Here is an 18,475-nt window from a genome sequence, read left to right as displayed (position 1 = left end):
ACTGGCAATGAGGGGGCCTTAACATGCCATTGAACAACACGCAAACAAGCTTATGAAATTTGGCATCAACACCTTTTTGTACACGTTTCCGTTCACCAACCAGAGCACCAAGCTGTTCAAGAAGTTCAAACAGTGGGGATTCGACGCCGTGGAAATTGCGGTGGATGAACCCGCCAACATTGATCCCGCCCACATCAAACGGGAGCTGGAAAAAGCCGGCATCGAGTGCTGCTCTCTGTGCGCCTGCATGGGGCCGGGACGGGATTTTCGCGGCAGCGAAGCGGAGCAACAAGCCGCGATGACCTACCTCAAAGCCCTGGTGGATCAGGCGGTGGCGGTGGGCACCAACCGGGTGATTGGCCCGGTGTACTCGGTGGTGGGACGCACCGGCCCCTTTGAACCCGCGGACTACAAAGCCCAGTGGCAGTTGGTGGTGAAAAACCTGAAAGAGCTGTGCCGTTACGCGCAGAGCAAAGGCGTGATGATATGCATGGAGCCGTTGAACCGGTTTGAGACCAATTTCATCAACACGGTGGACCAGGCACTCAAAATGGTCAAGGCGGTGAACAGCCCGGCGCTAAAGCTGCACCTCGATACCTTCCACATGAACATCGAGGAAAAGTTCCAGGGGCAGGCCATTCGTAAGGCAGGCGCCCTGTTGGGGCATCTCCATGCCTGCGGCAGCGACCGGGGCACGCCGGGCAATGATCACATTGACTGGCAGGACATCGCCAAGGCGTTGAAAGCCGTGAAATATGATGGGCCGGTGGTAATTGAATCGTTCACGCAGGATGTGAAGATCATTGCCGCGGCGGCGGCCATCTGGCGCAAAATCGAGCCCAGCCGTGAGGAAATCGCCATCAAAGGCCTGCAATTCCTCAAGAAGACGCTCAAATAAGGACAGTCACGCGGAAACATCCGCGCTTAATTGTACCGACCGGGGGGACGGCTTGGACGCCGTCCCCCCTTCGCTTTCAGGCCCGGTGTCGGTAATGTACCGGCGAAAGTTCGCGCAGGCGGGTGGCGGCCTGCTCCGGTGTCAAATCGCGCTGCGGCTCGGCCAGCATTTCATAACCCACCATGAACTTCTTGATGGTGGCCGAGCGAAGCAGCGGGGGATAGAAGTGCGCGTGCAACTGCCAGTGAGAAAAATCCCCCGCGGCAAAAGGGGCGCCATGCCATCCCATGGAGTAGGGGAAGCTGACCTGGAATAAATTATCGTAGCGGGACAGACCCCGTTGGAGGATTTCCGCCAGACTGTCGCGTTCGTCCGGCGTCAAGTCGGGCAGGCGCAACACATGGCGGCGTGGCAGCAGCAGCAGCTCAAACGGCCAAACCGCCCAGTAAGGGACCAGCAGCACCCAATGAGCATTGGCTTCGATGATGCGTCGCTCCTCCTGCTGCTCGAGGGCGCAATAGTCCAGCAAGAGCGGGCGCCCCATACGCTGGGCATAGTCCTTTTGGGCCACATCTTCCTGTTGAGGCAGGCGCGGCAGAAAACTGCTGGCCCAAATCTGGCCGTGGGGATGGGGATTGGAGCAGCCCATGATGGCACCCTTGTTTTCAAAGATCTGAACCCACGAGTAACGGGCCCCGAGTTCCCCGGCCTGCTGGGCCCAGAGTTCCACCACGCGGCGGATGTCGGCCACTTCCATTTCGGGCAGGGTCAGATCGTGCCGGGGTGAAAAGCAGATGACGCGGCATTCGCCCTGAACCGGCTCGCAGCGCAGCAATCCATCCGTGACACCCCCCAGCAGGGGCGTATCCGGCAACAGCGCGGAGAAATCATTGCGAAAAACAAAGGTGTGCGTGTAGGCCGGATTCACCGCGTCTCCGGCGCGCCGGTTGCCGGGGCACAGATAACACTTGGGATCATAGGCAGGACGCTGGTCAGGGGGGGCGGCCTCCTGTTGCCCTTGCCAGGGGCGCTGAGTGCGATGCGGGGAGACCAGCACCCACTCGCCCGTGAGCAGATTCAGACGCCGATGGGGGTGATGTTCGGGATTAAAGGTGGGAGCCGTCATGCTTGGGGAGGGATGCGCCAGTCCGGAAATCTTTGGCTCGGAATTAAATGATCCGCGCCCCGTCCGCCGGACGCGAGACAAAACACGCCGGTTGAATGCCGGTACGTTTGCAATACCCCTCGGCGATTTTTTGGGCAAGCTGCTCCACGCGGGCGGATTCCACCAGCGCCACCGCACAGCCGCCAAAACCGCCGCCCGTCATCCGGCATCCGATGACGCCCCCCGCGGGGCCAATTTCCCGGGCCAGTTCGACCACCGCATCCAGTTCAGGGCAGCTCACCTCGTAGTCGTCGCGCAAGGAATCGTGGCTGGCATACATCAATTGACCCACCTCCGTCCAGCGGGCGGCCTTAATCTCGCGGGCGGCCCGTGTAGTGCGCTCGATTTCTCCAATCACGTGCCGTGCGCGGCGAAAGACGACAGGGTCCAGGCGTGATTTTGCCGCTTCCAACTGGTCCATGGTGGCATCACGCAACATGGGCACCCCCAACACCCGTGCCGCCTCGTAACATTGCTCACGGCGTTTGGCGTAACCGCCGCCGGTCAGCTCGTGTTTCACGTTGGTATTGACGATGAGAAAGGCCAGCGTGGGATCGCTCATGGGCACCAGTTCTGTCTGCCGCGACCGGCAGTCCAGCAGGAGCAGATGCCCGGCTTTGCCCATCAACGAGATGAATTGATCCATGATGCCGCAGGGCATGCCGGCATATTCATGCTCGGCTTTTTGACAGAGCAGCGCCTTTTGCACGGGGTCCAGTTTGTGTCCGGTCACCGCCTCCAGCAGGGTGGCCGTGGCCACCTCCAAGGAGGCGCTGCTGGAAAGTCCTCCCCCCAGGGGAACATCGCTTTCAATGAACACATCCAGGGACGGCAGCTTAATGCCCAAATCCTGAAAGCCGGCGATGACGCCGCGCACGTAGTTGGCCCAGGCCGGATCCCCCTTGGACACCCGGCCCTGGAGGGGGATTTCCACCAGTTCCGGTTTTTCTCCGCTGCCCAACCGCAGGCGCAGGGCGCCATTTGAAGCGGGAGCGGCGGCGGCCACCGTGCAATTTTCGATCGCCATGGGGAGCACGAAACCATCGTTGTAATCGGTGTGCTCCCCGATGACGTTAACCCGCCCGGGGGCGGCGGCGAGCCATTGCGGAGCCTGGCCAAATTTTTTGGTGAATTGCTGTTTGGTTTTCTGAACCAGTTGCGTGAGCGACATATTAGTTCTGATTATCTTGATTCCCCAAGTAAAGCAAGGACGCAAACCCAAAGGCCCGACATCGTCCCCACGTCGCCTTTTTGCGTCTCTGCCTTATGGGATTATGGCCAACTACTTTTGCTCTGCGATCCGCGAGAAGCCCACGTCAATGTATTGGCCGCCGCCGGTTTGCCGGCAGCGCACGGCAATGACGTTGGGGCCGGGCTTCAAGGTTTTCAACGCCGCCGGGCTGATAGGGAATTCCTCATAATCGGTGATGTACCCGGAGGCCGAGGCCGCCAGCACACCGTTGATGTAAATTTCCATGTCTTCATCGTGATGCGCCTTGAGGACAATGCCTTGAACATCAACTGCCGGCAGGGTGAACTCCCGTCGCAGCCAGATGGAGGGCGTGTTCCATACGGTGCCGATGATGGCGCCGGGAGTGCCTGCCGTCCCAAAGCCTGCTTTACCTTCCCGCCAGTTGCGATCGTCAAACCCCGGTTTCATCCAATCCTCCGGGGGACGCTGGGTGGTGTAACGCCAGATCACCGCCTCATCCTGCGCCGTGGGCACAACGGTCACCATCACCGGCGGTTTGGGCATGGGGGCAAAATTGCCCGCCTTGGTTTTATCGCGGGCCGCGTATTTGCTCCACAACGCTTTGTCGTAGAGCATGGGTAAAAAGACGCCGCCGACCACCGGGCGCGCCGTAAAACCAACTTTGCGCGCGTTGTGGGTGTGATACCAGTCGGTCATGGGCGACCGATCCGGCGTCTCATTCAGAAACAGCAGGATGGGGTCAACCAACGCCTCAAAGTCGGCCCGGTTCTGGGTGAGCGTAGCTGTCCATGTAATCCAGTCCAGCTTGGTGTAGGTGGAGCGGTTGTCCAGCGGCAGGCCATATTTGTTTTGCATCTTGCGGTAGAAGGCCATTTCCTTTTTCAGGACGCTGTCCGGGAAAATATTGAAGCCCAGGATGCGATCCCACACCAAATTGTACTTCTGGCTCCAGGTGCCGGGTCGGTCAAAAGCCAGGCGGAATTTTTCGCCGTCATCAGCTTCCTTGATCCAGCGGGCGGCAAACTCCCGGGCCAGCTTAAGGTATTCGTCGGCTTTGGCCTGTTCTCCGCGCAGGGCGCACAGTTTGCCATAGGACGCCAGCCCCATGATGGCTTTGGCGCTGAGATTGACATTGTGCGCCAGGTGCCCGGCAAAGTCATCGGTGCAAAGCTGGTTTTCGGGGTCAAAACCTTTTTCTTTGAGGTATTCCGCCCATTGGGTGAGCTGCTTCCAATACAGGCTGGCAAAGTTGGCATTGCCTTCCATCTGGGCCACCGCGGCCATCAGGATGAGCAGGTTGCCGGATTCCTCCACCGGCATTTGATCCCGCTCGGACCGCTCCCCGCCGCCGTAAACCTGGCCGTTGGCCTTGGGGTAGGTGCCCAGGTCATGCGGCGCAAACGGAAACTTCCACCGCTCGCTGGCGGCATAGTTCATGAACGGCACCAGGAAGGATTTGGCCAGCGAAGGGCCGAAAAGCAGAAATTGCGGGGCCATCGGGTAGAACACGTCAGAGGTCCCGATGCAGCCGTTGCTGTGGTTTTCCTTGGAAAACTGCAATGGCTGACCGTTATCATCCGCGACAAATTTGCCCGCCGCAAAGCATTGGCGGTAGGCCAGGGCGGCCAGTCGGGCATAATTGGCGCCACCCACGCGGGTCAGGTCGGCCATGAGTTCCACATCGAAATTGGCACAGCGCTGCTTGAGGGCGGCGTAATCCCGCGCTGAAGCCTCCAGCAGATCTTTGGCCTCCCAGCCGTTGCGCCGCCAGTAAGGGCGCAAGTTCTTGCGCATGTATTGAATGGAGTACAGGTCGTCATAAGCCACCATGAGCCAGCGCGAAACGGGCAGGGTGCCCACGCGGCCCACCTCCAATGCCATTGCCATCAGCGGCGCTTCACTGGCCGCGACGGTGACAGCCAGCTTGGCCATCGGCCATTCTCCGCCGCTGGCGAAAGCCCCGCGAGCCAGGGGGGCCGGCAATAGCCGCGCCACCTTGACCTGGTCTTTGGGAGCGGCGACATATAGGTAGCCCCAGTCAATGCGAAGGTCATCGCCTTTTTTGGCCAGAATGGGTTGATCCTGTGAGCCCATTTTCAGCACGGCCAGGGCGGCCGTGTCCTCGGTGGAGAAAGTCACCTGTTGGCGGGGTTCATTGACAGTAATTTCCGCATGGGCATCAAAATATACGCTCACGTCATGTGTCCGGCCATCCGTTGATCGGACATCATAGGTAATGTAGGTGACGGGGCGGGAGAGTATATCAATATCCTCCGGCAACGCCGGGGTCATGAAGGTCAAGGTCAACTCAATGCCCGCCCCCTCGAACAAATAAACGGTCCGGGTGGGGAGCACGAGCAGGTCTTTTTGCTCCATGGCGGGCAGGGTGGCGGGGCTGGCCCCGATGAGGCGAAAAGCTTTACCATCCACCCGCACCAGGCTGGTCAGGCGGTGGGGGCGGCCCGTCCAATGCGTGGTGTCTGTGTCATGCAATTTATCGGCTTGTGACCAGATGCTGAAATAGGGATCACACGCCACCAACGGTGTGGCGGGCGGCACTAGTTTGTTGGCTTGCGCACGGCGTGGGGCAGGGGGCGTATAGACGGATTTATTCACCGCGGTAATGGCCGCTTCATCCATTTTGACCAGGGCGCGGTCGTACGTCATGAGGCCGTTGACTTCAATTTCCACATCTGTGGTTTGGGTGTAAACGGCCGCAGCGAGGCCACGGTCGCCGGTCAGGGCGTGCATCCGTTTGATGAGGGTGACGTAGGCGTCGGTCAGCTCTTCCCTGGTCTGGTAACTGCGGTAACCCCAGTTGCGTTCATCCTGCCAGGTGTGGCCTTTGAGGGGCAGGCCGAGGCCGCCGAATTCACCCAGCACGACAGCGCGGTTGGCCTCCAGAGGCGGCACGTCCGGGCCGGGGTAACTATGGATGTCATGAATGTCACCACAACGGCGGTCGGCCCAACCACTGGCATTGATGACCAGGCGGGTGGGGTCCCAGCGCTTGATAAGGTCCACAATGCGGCAGGTGTCCCATTGCCCCCAACCCTCATTGTAAGGCACCCAAATGACGATCGAGGGGTGATTATAAAAACCTTCCACCATAGCCTGGAGTTCACGCTCAAAGTTGGCCCCGGATTCAGGGCTGCGGGTGATGTCGGGATCGCGGCTGCCAATATAGCGATCGCCGCTGGGCATGTCCTGCCATACCAGGAGGCCAAGTTTGTCAGCCCAGTAATACCAGCGCGCCGGCTCGATTTTGACGTGTTTGCGTGCCATGTTGAAACCGAGCTTGCGCGTCATCTCAATGTCATAGCGCAGGGCTTCGTCCGTGGGAGCCGTGTAGATGCCATCCGGCCAGAATCCTTGATCCAGCGGGCCAAATTGGAACAGGGGTTTGTTGTTCAGGCACAGGCGCAGGATGCCTTGCTCATCCTTCCCCAGCGAAATTTTGCGCATGCCGAAGTAGGAATCCACGGCGTCCACCGTCCGTCCATTCTGTGAAACTGTGATTTTTAGGTCATAAAGGAAAGGTGAATCCGGCGACCACAGCTTGGCATTTGGCACGGGCAGGGTCAGGCGGGGTGCGGCTTTGCCGCCCGCCGTGTCGCTGATTTCCAAGGTGGCTTCGCGGATGGCCTTCTTTCCATCATAAACCACCGCTTTGATGGCCACTTTGCCGCCCGAGACGGCGAGCTGGGCGGTGAGGTCCACCGAGCTGCTGTCCACATTAGGCGTAATCACCAGTTTTTGAATATGGGTGGGGGCGACAGGTTCAAGCCAGACCGTCTGCCAAATGCCGCTGCAGGGGGTGTACCAAATCCCGTGCGGATTGCGGATTTGTTTGCCGCGGGGCTGGTAACCGGCATCGGTGGGATCCCACACGGCCACCACGATTTCCTGCTCACCGCCGGGATTGAGGGCGTCGGTAATGTCGAAGCTGAAGGCGTCATAACCCCCGCGGTGAGTGCCCAGTTGCCTGCCGTTGACATAAACGGTGGCCTCCCAGTCCACGGCCCCAAAATTCAACATCACCCGCTGGCCCTTCCAGGCGGCCGGGATGCGGAAAGAGCGGCGATACCACAATCGCTGGTTTTCATTGACCATCTTCATCACGCCGGACAGGGCGGATTCAATGGGGAAAGGGACGAGAATCTGGCCGTCCCATTGCGAGGGGCGCGGGGCCTGACGATCGGTAATGGCATAATCCCAAAGGCCGTTGAGATTTTGCCATCGTTCGCGCACCAGTTGCGGGCGGGGATATTCAGGATGCACCTTGTCGGGCTTCACGTCCTTGGCCCAGCGGGTCATCAGGCGGCCCTTGGCAGGTTGCCAGGCGGCCGACAAGGCGGCCGAACTGCTGCCGAGGAGCAGGGCCAGCAGGAAGACCTTGAGAAGGATGGCATTGTTACGAAGGTTGGCTTGCATAGCGTGGTGTTGTTTCTGTTGCATGGTTCTAGAATTCAAGGCTTGGGAGAAACTTTCCATTCCAGCAGGCCGGCGGAGTAACCGGGCTGAAGCTGGATTTCGAGCCGCAAGGCGGTGGTGGTCACCGGTGCGAAGGTCACCTTGTTGTAAGCGTCCTTGCGAACAGTGTATTCATTTTCAGTCTGGACGGCCTTCCACGCTTGCCCGTCGCGGTAAAGCACACGCCAGGCAGCGGGGACACGACAACTGCCCCGGCCGGTATCATCAAACCAATAAACTTCCGTGGCTGCCACGGTGGCGGTTTGGGGAAAGTCATACTGGACCCATTCTTGCGTGCCGCGGTGATCCCAGAAGGTCAGGCGGGGAATATCATGATCCCCACTATTTTTAGGCTCCAGGCCGTCATGGGCGGCGGCGGCCGTATCCAGGTGCCAGACGTGCGAAGCAGACACTTTGCTCATACCTGCCAAGGTGGGGGGCGGGGGCACCTGGGCGCGATCTGGAGTGCGGGGGAGCCAGACAGTCATTTCGCCGACGCCGCGGTGATTCCAGGCGTAATAGGGGACTAACATAATTTCCGTGGGTTGAGTGACCACGCGGCCGTCGGTGGCACGTGTGACCGCCTGGCCGCGGGCCTTGACCACCGTCACCCCATGCAACAAACCCGGCCGCCATTCCGTGCGCAGCGGGGCCTGATCATCCAACACCAGATTGAGGGCGCGGCCTCCGTTGTCCAAGGCTTCCGCGCAATACACCACGGGGCCGCGTTCGATGGCCACCCGGCCTTCATTATCCTTCACCGCCGGATGAGCCACGACACGACGCGGCGGCATGGGCAGGGTCAACTCCACGACGTCGCCACTGCGCCAGGTGCGGTCAATGACCGCAAATCCCTTGTCCAATTGCAGCGGCTGGGAGCGGCGGTTGACGGTCAGGCGGGGCGCGGCGTTGTTGGCCGGCTCGTCCAGGTAGCGGTACAAATCACTGGGTACGGGTTGTTGACGGGCCCAGCCGGGAATGCGCACGTGCAGGGCAAAGCGGGTGGCACGTTGCGGCTTGACGGTGATGCGGACGGTTTCTTCCCAGGGATAGCGGGTGGTTTGTTCCAGACGCACTTTTTGTCCGTTGATTTCCATCTCTCCACTGCCGCCGATGAACAGGTTCACGTAAGCGTTATTGCCGCGCAGGGCGTAGATGTAACCGGCGATCGAAGGGATGAAACGCACCACGTTCACCGGACAGCAGGAGCAGCCAAACCAGGCCTGCCGTTCATTGGAGCCGTGGTTGAATTTCGTGCGCCCATCGGCTTCCAGCGGATTGGGGTAAAAGAAGCGATCCCCGCTGAAGGAAACCCCGGACAAGAAACCGTTGTAGATGACACGTTCCAAAACGTCGAGGTATTTGGTGTCGCCGTGCAGCAGGAACATGCGATGGTTCCACAGGGCGTTGGCGATGGCCGCACAGGTTTCCAAATAGGCCGTTTTATTGGGCAGCTCGTATTTATTGCCAAACGCCTCTCCCTCCGGGCGGGCTCCAATGCCGCCCGTCAAATGCATCTTGCCGGAGACCACGTCCTCCCAGATGCGGCCAATCGCATCAATGTAAGCCCGCTCCCCGGTAATGGCGGCCACGTCCGCCATGCCGGAGTACATATAGCCGGCGCGGACGGCATGGCCCACGGCCTCTTTTTGCTCAATGACCGGCACATGGTCCTGGCTGTATGGGCCGTAGAGCTTGTGCGTTTCCGGGCGGCCGCGGATGTCCAACAGGTATTTGGCCAGGTTGAGGTATTTTTTCTCACCCGTCACGCGATAGAGTTTGACGAGGCCGATTTCAATTTCCTGATGCCCCGGCGGGTATTGCACCTTGCCTGGGCCAAACGTCTCGCAGAGAAAATCCGCGTTTTTAAGGGCCACGTTGAGGAGGGAGCGTTTGCCTGTGGCCTGGAAATGGGCCACGGCGGCCTCATAAAGATGTCCCACATTATACAATTCATGACTGTCCTTAAGGTTGCTCCATCGGGTCGGCCCGGACATCGCCGGCATTTTGTCTGGCGGGAAGAGCCGCCGGGCGGTGTACAAGTATCCATCCGGTTCCTGGGCGGCGGCAATCTTGGTGATGAGCTCGTCCAGATATTTGTCCAATTTGGGATCCGGCTGCATGGCCAGGATGTATGCCGCGCCCTCGATGACCTTGTACACGTCGGAGTCATCAAAGGGGATCCCTTGGAAGGACCCCGGCATGAGGCCGCCCGCCTTGGCAAAATTATCAATGCGGCCGGTCTCCTCGCATTTCTTGAAGTCATACCAGACCGTCACATGACGGTTGGTTTCGAAACGCGGAGACCAAAAGGAATCCTGCACGGTCACCGCGGTGAAGGGAACCGGTTGATAGGGATAATCCTGGGACTGGGCAGCGCCAACAAGCCCGGTGAGCATGCCCCACGCCGTCAGGGTGATGGTTAGATGTTTCATGTGCGCTTTCAACGATCTGCAAATTGCCAGCCGCTTGAGAGGATGTCACGCCGAAGTGATGGCACTACGGCGCTTCCAACACTTTCCATTCGAGGATGCCGCCGGAGTACTTGTTTTGCAGTTGGACCTCCAACCGCAGTCCCTCCGTGAGGACGGCATCAAAGCGTACTTCATTCCAGGCATCGCGTTGGACGCCGGCGGGGCTGGGATTCTTCACCGGCTGCCATTGTCCATTCTGGCGATAAAGGATGCGCCAGGAAGCCGGCACCCGGCATTGCCCCACGCCGGTGTCATCAAACCAATACACCGCCACCCCCGCCACGCGGCGCGGTTGATCAAAGTTGTATTGCACCCATTCCTGCGTGCCCCGGTGATCCCACCAGGTGAAGCGTGGGATGTCATGGTCGTTGGAATTGACCGGTTCCAAACCGTCGTGAAGCGCGTCAAGGGTGTCCGAGGGATTAACATGGGAGGCCAGCGGTTTGAAGGGCGAGGGGCGGGGTTTCGGTGGCTCGATCCATTCGTGTCCCCCGGTGGTGGTGACGGTGGGAAAGCAGGCGATGCGCAGGCGGGCGGCGCCCATGGGAATGAGCGTCACAGTTTCCAACGGTTCAGCGGTACGTGCTGGGCTGGCTTGCAACGGGTTCACCATGTTGCGGACGTCCATCTGCCACGCCGGTATTTTGCGCGCGGGCACCCGTACCAGAAGCGGCGCAGACTCGGCGGTCCACGGTTGCCTGGCCAAGGGTCCGGGGCGCCGCACCAATTCCAGGACGGAGGCGGGGTTGGTCTCAGGCAAGGCCAGGCCGTAATTCCAGGCCGTGGTGGGAAAGACCTCCCATTCCGGCCAGTTGGGGTGACGATGGCCATATTTTTCCCAGCGCTCCCCAATCTGCAGCGAAAAACTTAACGGGCCATAGTCCACGGAGACCGCGTTTTTCTGCGCTTTCCACGTGCGGACAGCCAGGCGCATGGGCAGCCGTAATACGAGAGTATCCCCGTTTTGCCAGGTGCGGTTCAATGCCACATAACCGCGTTGTGGAGCTTTGAAAGGAATGGGGCGGCCATTCAGGGTGATGGTCGGACGGGCACACCAGGCTGGCAGCCGCAGGTATAAGGGAAAAGCCACCGCGCCGGGGGTTTGCAGGGTGAAGGTGACCGTGTCGCTGAACGGATAGTCCGTGCGTTGCTGCACGGTCACCTCCTGCCCGCTGCTCCCCACCCTGGCCTTGACGTCGCAATCGGCATATAAAGAGGCACACAAACCGCGGTCTGCAGTGGCCAGCCACAGTTCTTCGGCATAATACGGCCAACCGTGCGAGACGTTGTGCTGACAGCAGCGGTACACCTCAAAAGGGCTGTAGGAAAACATTGTCCCGCTGTTTTGAATGCCGGGGGCTTTGTTGTGCCGGTCCAGTTGCACCTGATTGGCGCTGGTGATGTAGTGCAAAGCCCGATGGTCCGGGGTCAGGGCCGCCGGGAAATTGTTGAAGGCGATCTCCTCGCAGCGTTCCGCCCAAACTGGATCGCCGGTGATGCGGGTCAGCATTTGAAAACTGTGGGTGAACTCGACGATGCCGCAGGTCTCGATGCCACCACGTGGATCAACATAACCGGGACGGCAATTTTCATCGCCCACAAAACCGCCCCCGGGAAACTGCCCATAGAGGGACATGACCTGCTGGTAATTGCGCTCCGGGGCCTCCCGATGCAGCAAACTGCCGCTCTGTAGAAAGTGAATGGCGGGCGTTCGGAATCCCTGGGCGATGTTCACGTTGTGCCAGTTGTGCACGCCGGTGGTCCAGTCCTGCATGTTCTCGAAAATCTTACGGGCCAGGTCGAGCAGGAAGGCGTCGCCCGTGCGATGATAAAGCCAGTAAACACTTTCCAGGTTGTCGCCAAAACGCATCCGGGGCCAATAGCCGGCGCCGAAGGTTTCTGGTGGCAGTTGGTTTTGCCAGCGGAAATAACGGGTCATGCAGGTGAGCACGCGGGTGTCGCCACTGTATTCGTAGTAGGACTGCAGAACATTGAGCATGACCATGTGGGGCCACAGGTCGGGGCGGCCCTGCAGGGATTTCTGCAATTCCCGCGGGCCAAACCATCCCGTATCGTCCTGACTGGCAAGCATGGCCTCGATCCAGATTCTGGCCTCCTTGATCAACTCCTGGTCCTGCAACACATAACCCAAATCGCCGAAACCCTTGAGCCAATAGGGCAATTCCTCCCATGCGCTGTGTCCGCGTCCATCCCGGGCGAGCCAGGCATGATTCTCCTTGCGCAGCCAGGGAGAGATTTCTGCCAGACGGCCCACCATGCCTTCGCGGTCGAGTTCCAGTTGATGCCGCAGCCAGCCACGGGGCTGAATGCTGCCGATGGGCAGTTTTATAAAGGGGACCGGTCGCAACGGGGCGCGGCTGCCCACGTACCAGGGGTTCTGCTCCCCAACCGGCGCCCGGGAATAAACGCTCACCGAGGCGGCGGACACAGTGCCCATGGCAGCCACCCAAATCCCCAAACACCACAAAAGCGCCGGCATGATTCGCCGGCCATCGAGGGCTGTCGTTGGCACGTGCATGGCCTCAATTTGCCATGTTCCCGGGCCGGGGACAATGAGGTTGCCGGTCAATAACTTAAGAAATCGGGTCACTTTGGAATTGGCCTGCGATATCAGACTCTGCCCCCGTCAGAAAGTCTGCCATGGGCAAGCTTGCGCGGTGGAGCCGATGGGCTATCATTAACGCAGCCCATGTTGCAAACTCACCCAAAGTTACGGCGGGCGCTTTGGGCCATGTTATGCCCATGGCTCATCGCTCTGGAGACGGGCGCGGCTGAATTTCCGCGGGCGGATTATGTTTTGCTGATTTCCTTTGATGGCCTGAGCGGGACGCATTTGCAGGCGTATCTGCAAACGTCCCCGGATAATTTCCCGAATTTCCGGCGGCTCCTGCGCGAGGGGGCCGGGACCTTAAACGGGCGCTGCGACTACTATGCCTCGGAGACGGTCCCCAATCATACTTCAATGCTTTTGGGACGGCCGCTTTATCGGCCGGAGGGGTGGCCGGACGATGCGTGGCACGGGTATTGGAACAACGGTTGGACGGCCGGCGAAAATTATCACCAGCATGGCAACACCAATGGCATCTATCTGCCGAGCGTGTGGGATGTGGTGCATGACCATGGCCTGCGCACGGCCTGCATCGTGAGCAAGACCAAGCTGCTCATCTGCGCCGAGAGTTATGACGCGATTCGCGGCGCGCCCGATGAGGTGGGTGAGGACAACGGACGCAATAAAGTGGATTATGTCCTGAATTTTCCATGGAGTTTCTACTCCAACAACCGCTGGGGGATTTTGAGGGCAGTGACGAATTACCTGAACGATGTTCCCACCCATTTTTCGTTCATTCATTTTGCAGATTTGGACTACCTGGGGCACACCTTCGGTTGGAGCAGCGTTTCCTGGAGCAATGCATTGATTGAAATTGACGGCTGCCTCGGGCAATTGATGGCCTACCTGGAGAATCATCCAGCCATGAGCAATCGGACCGCCCTGATCATCACTTCAGATCACGGAGGCGGGGTGCCTGATTATTCGCATACCGATCCCCAATTTGCCCTCAATTACACCATTCCCTTTTTGGTGTGGGGTCCGGGCTGGCCGGCGGGGCGCAACCTTTACACGCTTTGCAGCAACCGTTTTGACCCCGAAACTTACCGCGTGGATTACCTGGCCCCCTTGCAACCCATTCGCAACGGCGACGCCGCCAACCTGGCCCTGGCCATGCTCGGCCTGCCTCCGGTGCCGGGGGCGCCACTTCGTATGGGGCGGGGAGAACCTCGCCTTGAATTAAACGTGACGCGCCACCCGGATAAACTGGTGGTGCGCTGGCCGGCGCCGGCGGGCGGGTACCGGCTGGAAAGCGCGCCGCGCCTCGGGGATCCGGGCGCTTGGCAGCCAGTCTTGGAGGGCGTGATGGTGGACGAAGTGGACTGGCAGAAGATTCTGATCTGGCAACCGCAGGAGGATGCACCCATGCGGTGGTTTCGGTTGCGGTGGGATCCCTGAGGAATTCAGGTTAATCAGCCTTCTGCTCGCGGTAGGCCAGAGCTTTCTGCGACATGGAATCCACATTCAGAAAGAACTGGGCATGGTTCTGGCCGCCCTCCACCACCCAGATGGCTTCCGCCAGGGCCCCGGCAGAGGGTAGCAATTGGGCCAGCCGGTTGGTTTGCGCAAGCAGCAGCTCTTCGTTAAAACGATAGCCTTCCTTGCCAGGAGTCACGGCCAGATACAGCATGTCCATCTCCACTAAATCATTGAAAAAGTGAGTCCCCAGGGAAATGTCGGGAATAAGACCTTCATGCATCAAGGCCAGCTCGCAAATGACGGAGACGGTGTTGATTTCCGCAAAGGAGACCGGCACGCCCAGCGAGGGCATGGACGTGCCCCAGCGGCCCGGGCCGATAATCATGATGGTCGGCCGCCGTTCCGCATGCAAATGGGTGAGCCGTCCCACCGTGCGCGCCACGGAATAGCGCTGGCTCATGCTCATTTGTGAATAAACCCGCGGGACAACATAGATAATCTGGTCCACCTCCGTCGCCAGACTGTGCCCGATGATGGGGCCCGAGGATTCCAGCACCACATCCTGGGGCTGGATGTGGCCCGGAATCCGCACCCGGCTGCCTTCACCGCGGATTTTCACCTGGAAGGGCCGGCATTGCAGCAAGTTGATGCGATACTGCCCGTTGGGAAGAAAATTCACGGTGAATTCGACATCCACCGGATAATCATACGCCTCCTCCAGGGTGCGCAGCATTTCGCGCAAGTCCGTGGCGAGGGGCGTTTGCGCCAGCAGTGGATCAAAATTAAGCACCCAGTCGCCCTCCCCACTTTGTCCTTCGGAGGCCAGCCAGTCGCGCAGTGAGGCCGGCAGTTGCGGAGCGAGTTCTCGGAATTCGCGGGAAGTGAGTTGATTGGCGGCCAGGTCGAGCAAATCAGCGCGGCGTTGCGTGAATTGACGGGCAATGCCGCCTTTGGCATCGGGTTGTTTGAGCGGCACATTCAGGGCCACCAGGCGGGTGTAGTCATCCTCGGTGCGGTCCACGGCCCGGGTGCCCAGACCAAAAACCAGCCGCAACACCCCCGCCCGCGGGTCAATATCCTCATGCCAGACAAACGGGTTGAACGAGAAGCCCACCCCCGCCAGGTGGGGAAAATACGTGGTGCCGAACATCTCGCCGGATACCCGCTGCACAAGCAGCGCCATTTGTTCATCGCGTTCAAGCAGGCCATGATGCCGGCGATATTCCAGGCCCTCCCGGCTCATGGTGCTGGCATATACAGTGCGCACGGCCTGCATGAATGCCTGGAGCCGTTCTTCGGGCGAGCCTTGGTTGGCGCAGAAGACACTCTCATATTTGCCGGAAAAGGCATTGCCGTAATTGTCCTCCAGCAAGCTGCTGGAGCGGACAATGATGGGGGACTGGCCAAAATATTCGAGCATCTCCTCAAACTGCTCGGTAATGAAATCCGGAAATTCGCCCTCCAAGATTTTCTGACGGGCCAGTTCGGCGTTCTGCAGGAGCACTTCAAAATCCTTCTGGCGGCGTCGCAGCCACCAGCAGCCGTTCTGCACCAGATAAGTGTAAAATACGTCGGAGCCGATGAAGAACGAATCATGACCTTCGAGTTTCTGCCACAAGTCCGGCCGTTTTTGGCGCAATACGGCGCGGGCGAGCAGCATGCCCAGGGATTTGCCGCCGATCAGCCCTGTGCCAATCATGCGCTGCATGACTTCAATGAGATCGGCCAGGCTCAGGTATTGTTGGGCCAGCGCAATGAACCGCTCCTCGCGCGTCAGCACCATTTTCACCAGGCGCTGGAAAAAGGCCTGGGCTTCGGCGTTGGATTTGCGGCCTTGCTGCACGGCCTTCAGGGTGGCTTGTGCTTGGCGAAAGGTGCGCACCCAGACCCCCAGACGATGCACACTGAAATCCAGCCAAGGCTGCGGCACGCTAGCCAGGATTTCCGTGATCACCGCGCTGTTTGTGACCGGCTTGAATTCCTGGCCCTCCCAGGCGTGTAGCATGTACATGGTGGGCGAGTGCCGCTGCCACACCTTTTGCGGGTGGATATAAAGCTGGTCGCGCTTGCGGTGCACTTCGAGCACGACTTGGGCTGTGTTGTGAATGGGATCGGTGGCGTGAAAGGAATGATGATCCTTGCGCAGGCCGAAATACGCGATCGTCTTCAAGTCATACAAAAAGGGGCAGGTGATGCGGAAGAAATTGCCCAGCATGCGGTCGCTGTACCAGTCCGCCGCCAGGTCGCTCAGCATGTCAAACACGTAGCAGGCGCCCAGCCCCTCAGCCTCGATGACATCCAGAATTTCCCCGACAAATTTTTCGAACCCGTCTTCCGGACGCAGCCGCAGGTATTTCCCCCCCTGCCCGGGCGAGATCAGTTCGGCATGGCGTCCAAAGCGAAAATAAACCAGGGGCCGCCGTTGGCGAAGGCACTCCTCCCAGAAAGGCAGCACAAAAGGCCGGTACTCATCCACCGTTTCCACCTGCCAAACCACGTTGTCACCGGCTTGAAGGTTTTGCAGGGTCCGGTCCAAACCGGGCAGGCCGGTGGAGAAAAAACTCAAATCACGGTTGTGAGAATCGGGGGGGACGGCGGCTGCCGGATGCGAAGCGGTGGTCATCGTAAAAGTTTGCCGTAGCGTTGGACGGGTTTCTGCCCGTCAGGTTTGGGGGTCCAGATATCCTGCCAGCGCAGGTTGCAGTCGCGCACCATCTGGAAGCAATAATCCAAATCTCCCACCTCACGCCCGCCGTTGTTGGTGCCAAAGGTGAATTTACACCCGGCGGCTTTGGCCATTTTAATGAAGGCGGCACTGGGCAGCTTGTACCGGGCGTTGATCTCTATGGCCACGCCATTGGCGGCGGCGGCATCCACGACGCGTTTCATGCGCTCGGCGGTCCACAGCGTGTCATATTCTGCGGCCAGAACCTCGGGCAGGAACGTGGGGTTGACGTAAATGTCCACCGCTTCACGATTTAGAATTTCCACGGTTTTCTCCACCAACAAATCCATGAAGGCCTGCTTATCACGGATTTCACCCACTTCCTCCTTGATCCACAAGCGCATGCGTTTGCCCTGCCGGTCAGTGAAGGTCATGGAGTCGGTGAATACATAGTCAAATTTGGCCACGGCCTCGGGGGAGAACATGTTCACCCATTCGCGGCCCTCAGCCTGCATGGCCAGGAAAACGGGCTGCCCCTTCATTTCCTGGAGGAATTGGTCAATGCCAGCGTCATTGGTGATGGCAAAACCAACTCCGCAGTTGACGGCCACCCCGTAAAAGACCCCCGAGCGACGCGATTCGGCCAGCGCCTCAGGCAGGGTGAGGCCGCCCTTGAGATGCATGTGATAGTTGACCACGGGGTAGTTGGCCGCGCCCAGCCGCAGCACCGAGCGGTCATGCTCGGTCATGGCAAATTCGCGGATGTCCTCGGGGGGTGCGGCATCGGGCAGGCGCCGCACGCGAAGACCGCGAAACCACACTTTGCTTTTGGGATCGTGGCATTGAAGGGCAAAAGTGCCCTCGCCCAGGCGGCGCCCGGGACGCTCTGGATTGGCGAAGGGGGGGGTAGGCTCCAAATAATCCACCACCAGCGTGCCATTGACCCGAATTTGGACGCGTTTGCCGCTGACCCGGACGGCCATTTTGAACCATTCTTCATCTTTTACCAGGGCCTTGTACACGTTGCGCACACCGTAAAGGCTGCCGGTAAGTTTATTCTCGCGGTAATCGCCCTCGCCGTGGCGGGCGTTGTGGATTTGCACCTCCAGGCCGGCGCCTGGAAAACCTTTCTCTTGAAAACGGCTGTGAAAGAACACCCCGCTGTTGGCCAGGGCTCCGGCCTTGGCCTCGAATTCCAGCTCGAAGTTCTTGAACGATGCCCCCCCATCCGGGCCGACATAAAAGAGGTGTGCACGCGGGCCATCGGCCACGATGCAGCCAGCTTCAACTTTGAAAGAACCCGGGTTTTCACTGGCCCGCCAGCCATTCAAGGTTTGTCCGTCAAACAAGGACTGCCAATCGGTTGATTCTGCGGCGAACAGACCACAGACCAGGAACAGACATCCCATGACAATCAGGCCGGTCTTCCGGCAGGCGAGGTGCAATGTTTTCATCGCCCGCATCATGGGCAGAAAAAACAGTGCTGGCAAGGTTGGAGGTGGACTGCCTGACCTGATTACTCCGCGAAAACGTCAGATG

General features: G+C 59.5%; 9 protein-coding genes. 2 read left to right on the top strand and 7 right to left on the bottom strand.

Going from position 1 to position 18,475, the window contains the following annotated elements; genetic code table 11:
* Nucleotides 1-52: 52 nt before the first annotated feature.
* The gene (locus N3J91_05445) at nt 53-898 is read left to right on the top strand and encodes a sugar phosphate isomerase/epimerase (protein MCX8155884.1); all 846 of its coding nucleotides are present in this window, start codon (nt 53-55) and stop codon (nt 896-898) included.
* 76 nt (nt 899-974) lie between these two features.
* Here the strand turns inward: N3J91_05445 and N3J91_05440 are convergent, their stop codons facing one another.
* The 5 genes from N3J91_05440 to N3J91_05420 form a co-directional block, all read right to left on the bottom strand.
* Entirely contained in the window at nt 975-2,024 is a 1,050-nt protein-coding gene (locus N3J91_05440) for a UDP-glucose--hexose-1-phosphate uridylyltransferase (GenBank protein ID MCX8155883.1), read from the bottom strand.
* A gap of 43 nt (nt 2,025-2,067) precedes the next feature.
* Nucleotides 2,068-3,234, bottom strand: coding sequence for a galactokinase (galK, locus tag N3J91_05435; GenBank protein MCX8155882.1), 1,167 nt, complete (start codon nt 3,232-3,234; stop codon nt 2,068-2,070).
* Nucleotides 3,235-3,345: 111 nt separating this feature from the next.
* Complete coding sequence (locus tag N3J91_05430) at nt 3,346-7,710, bottom strand: DUF4965 domain-containing protein (protein MCX8155881.1); 4,365 nt, start codon at nt 7,708-7,710, stop codon at nt 3,346-3,348.
* Nucleotides 7,711-7,745: 35 nt separating this feature from the next.
* The gene (locus N3J91_05425) at nt 7,746-10,184 is read right to left on the bottom strand and encodes a glycoside hydrolase family 127 protein (protein ID MCX8155880.1); all 2,439 of its coding nucleotides are present in this window, start codon (nt 10,182-10,184) and stop codon (nt 7,746-7,748) included.
* Nucleotides 10,185-10,248: 64 nt separating this feature from the next.
* Nucleotides 10,249-12,762, bottom strand: a complete 2,514-nt coding sequence (locus N3J91_05420) for a glycoside hydrolase family 127 protein (protein MCX8155879.1) — start codon at nt 12,760-12,762, stop codon at nt 10,249-10,251.
* Between the two features lie 213 nt (nt 12,763-12,975).
* Between N3J91_05420 and N3J91_05415 the strand changes: the two genes are divergently transcribed.
* Nucleotides 12,976-14,250, top strand: a complete 1,275-nt coding sequence (locus N3J91_05415; GenBank protein ID MCX8155878.1) for an alkaline phosphatase family protein — start codon at nt 12,976-12,978, stop codon at nt 14,248-14,250.
* 10 nt (nt 14,251-14,260) lie between these two features.
* On the opposite strand, the gene N3J91_05410 is transcribed toward N3J91_05415, so the two are convergent.
* Both N3J91_05410 and N3J91_05405 read right to left on the bottom strand, forming a co-directional pair.
* The gene (locus N3J91_05410; protein MCX8155877.1) at nt 14,261-16,894 is read right to left on the bottom strand and encodes a PEP/pyruvate-binding domain-containing protein; all 2,634 of its coding nucleotides are present in this window, start codon (nt 16,892-16,894) and stop codon (nt 14,261-14,263) included.
* On the bottom strand, nt 16,891-18,390 hold the full coding sequence (locus N3J91_05405) for a DUF1080 domain-containing protein (protein ID MCX8155876.1): 1,500 nt from the start codon (nt 18,388-18,390) through the stop codon (nt 16,891-16,893). The genes N3J91_05410 and N3J91_05405 overlap by 4 nt, the downstream gene beginning before the upstream one ends.
* Nucleotides 18,391-18,475 lie beyond the last annotated feature (85 nt).

The sequence above is a fragment of the Verrucomicrobiia bacterium genome (assembly GCA_026414565.1).
Classification (GTDB): Bacteria; Verrucomicrobiota; Verrucomicrobiia; order Limisphaerales; family Fontisphaeraceae; genus Fontisphaera.
Note: the sequence above shows the minus strand (reverse complement) of the source record. Positions and strands in the feature narration are given on the sequence as shown.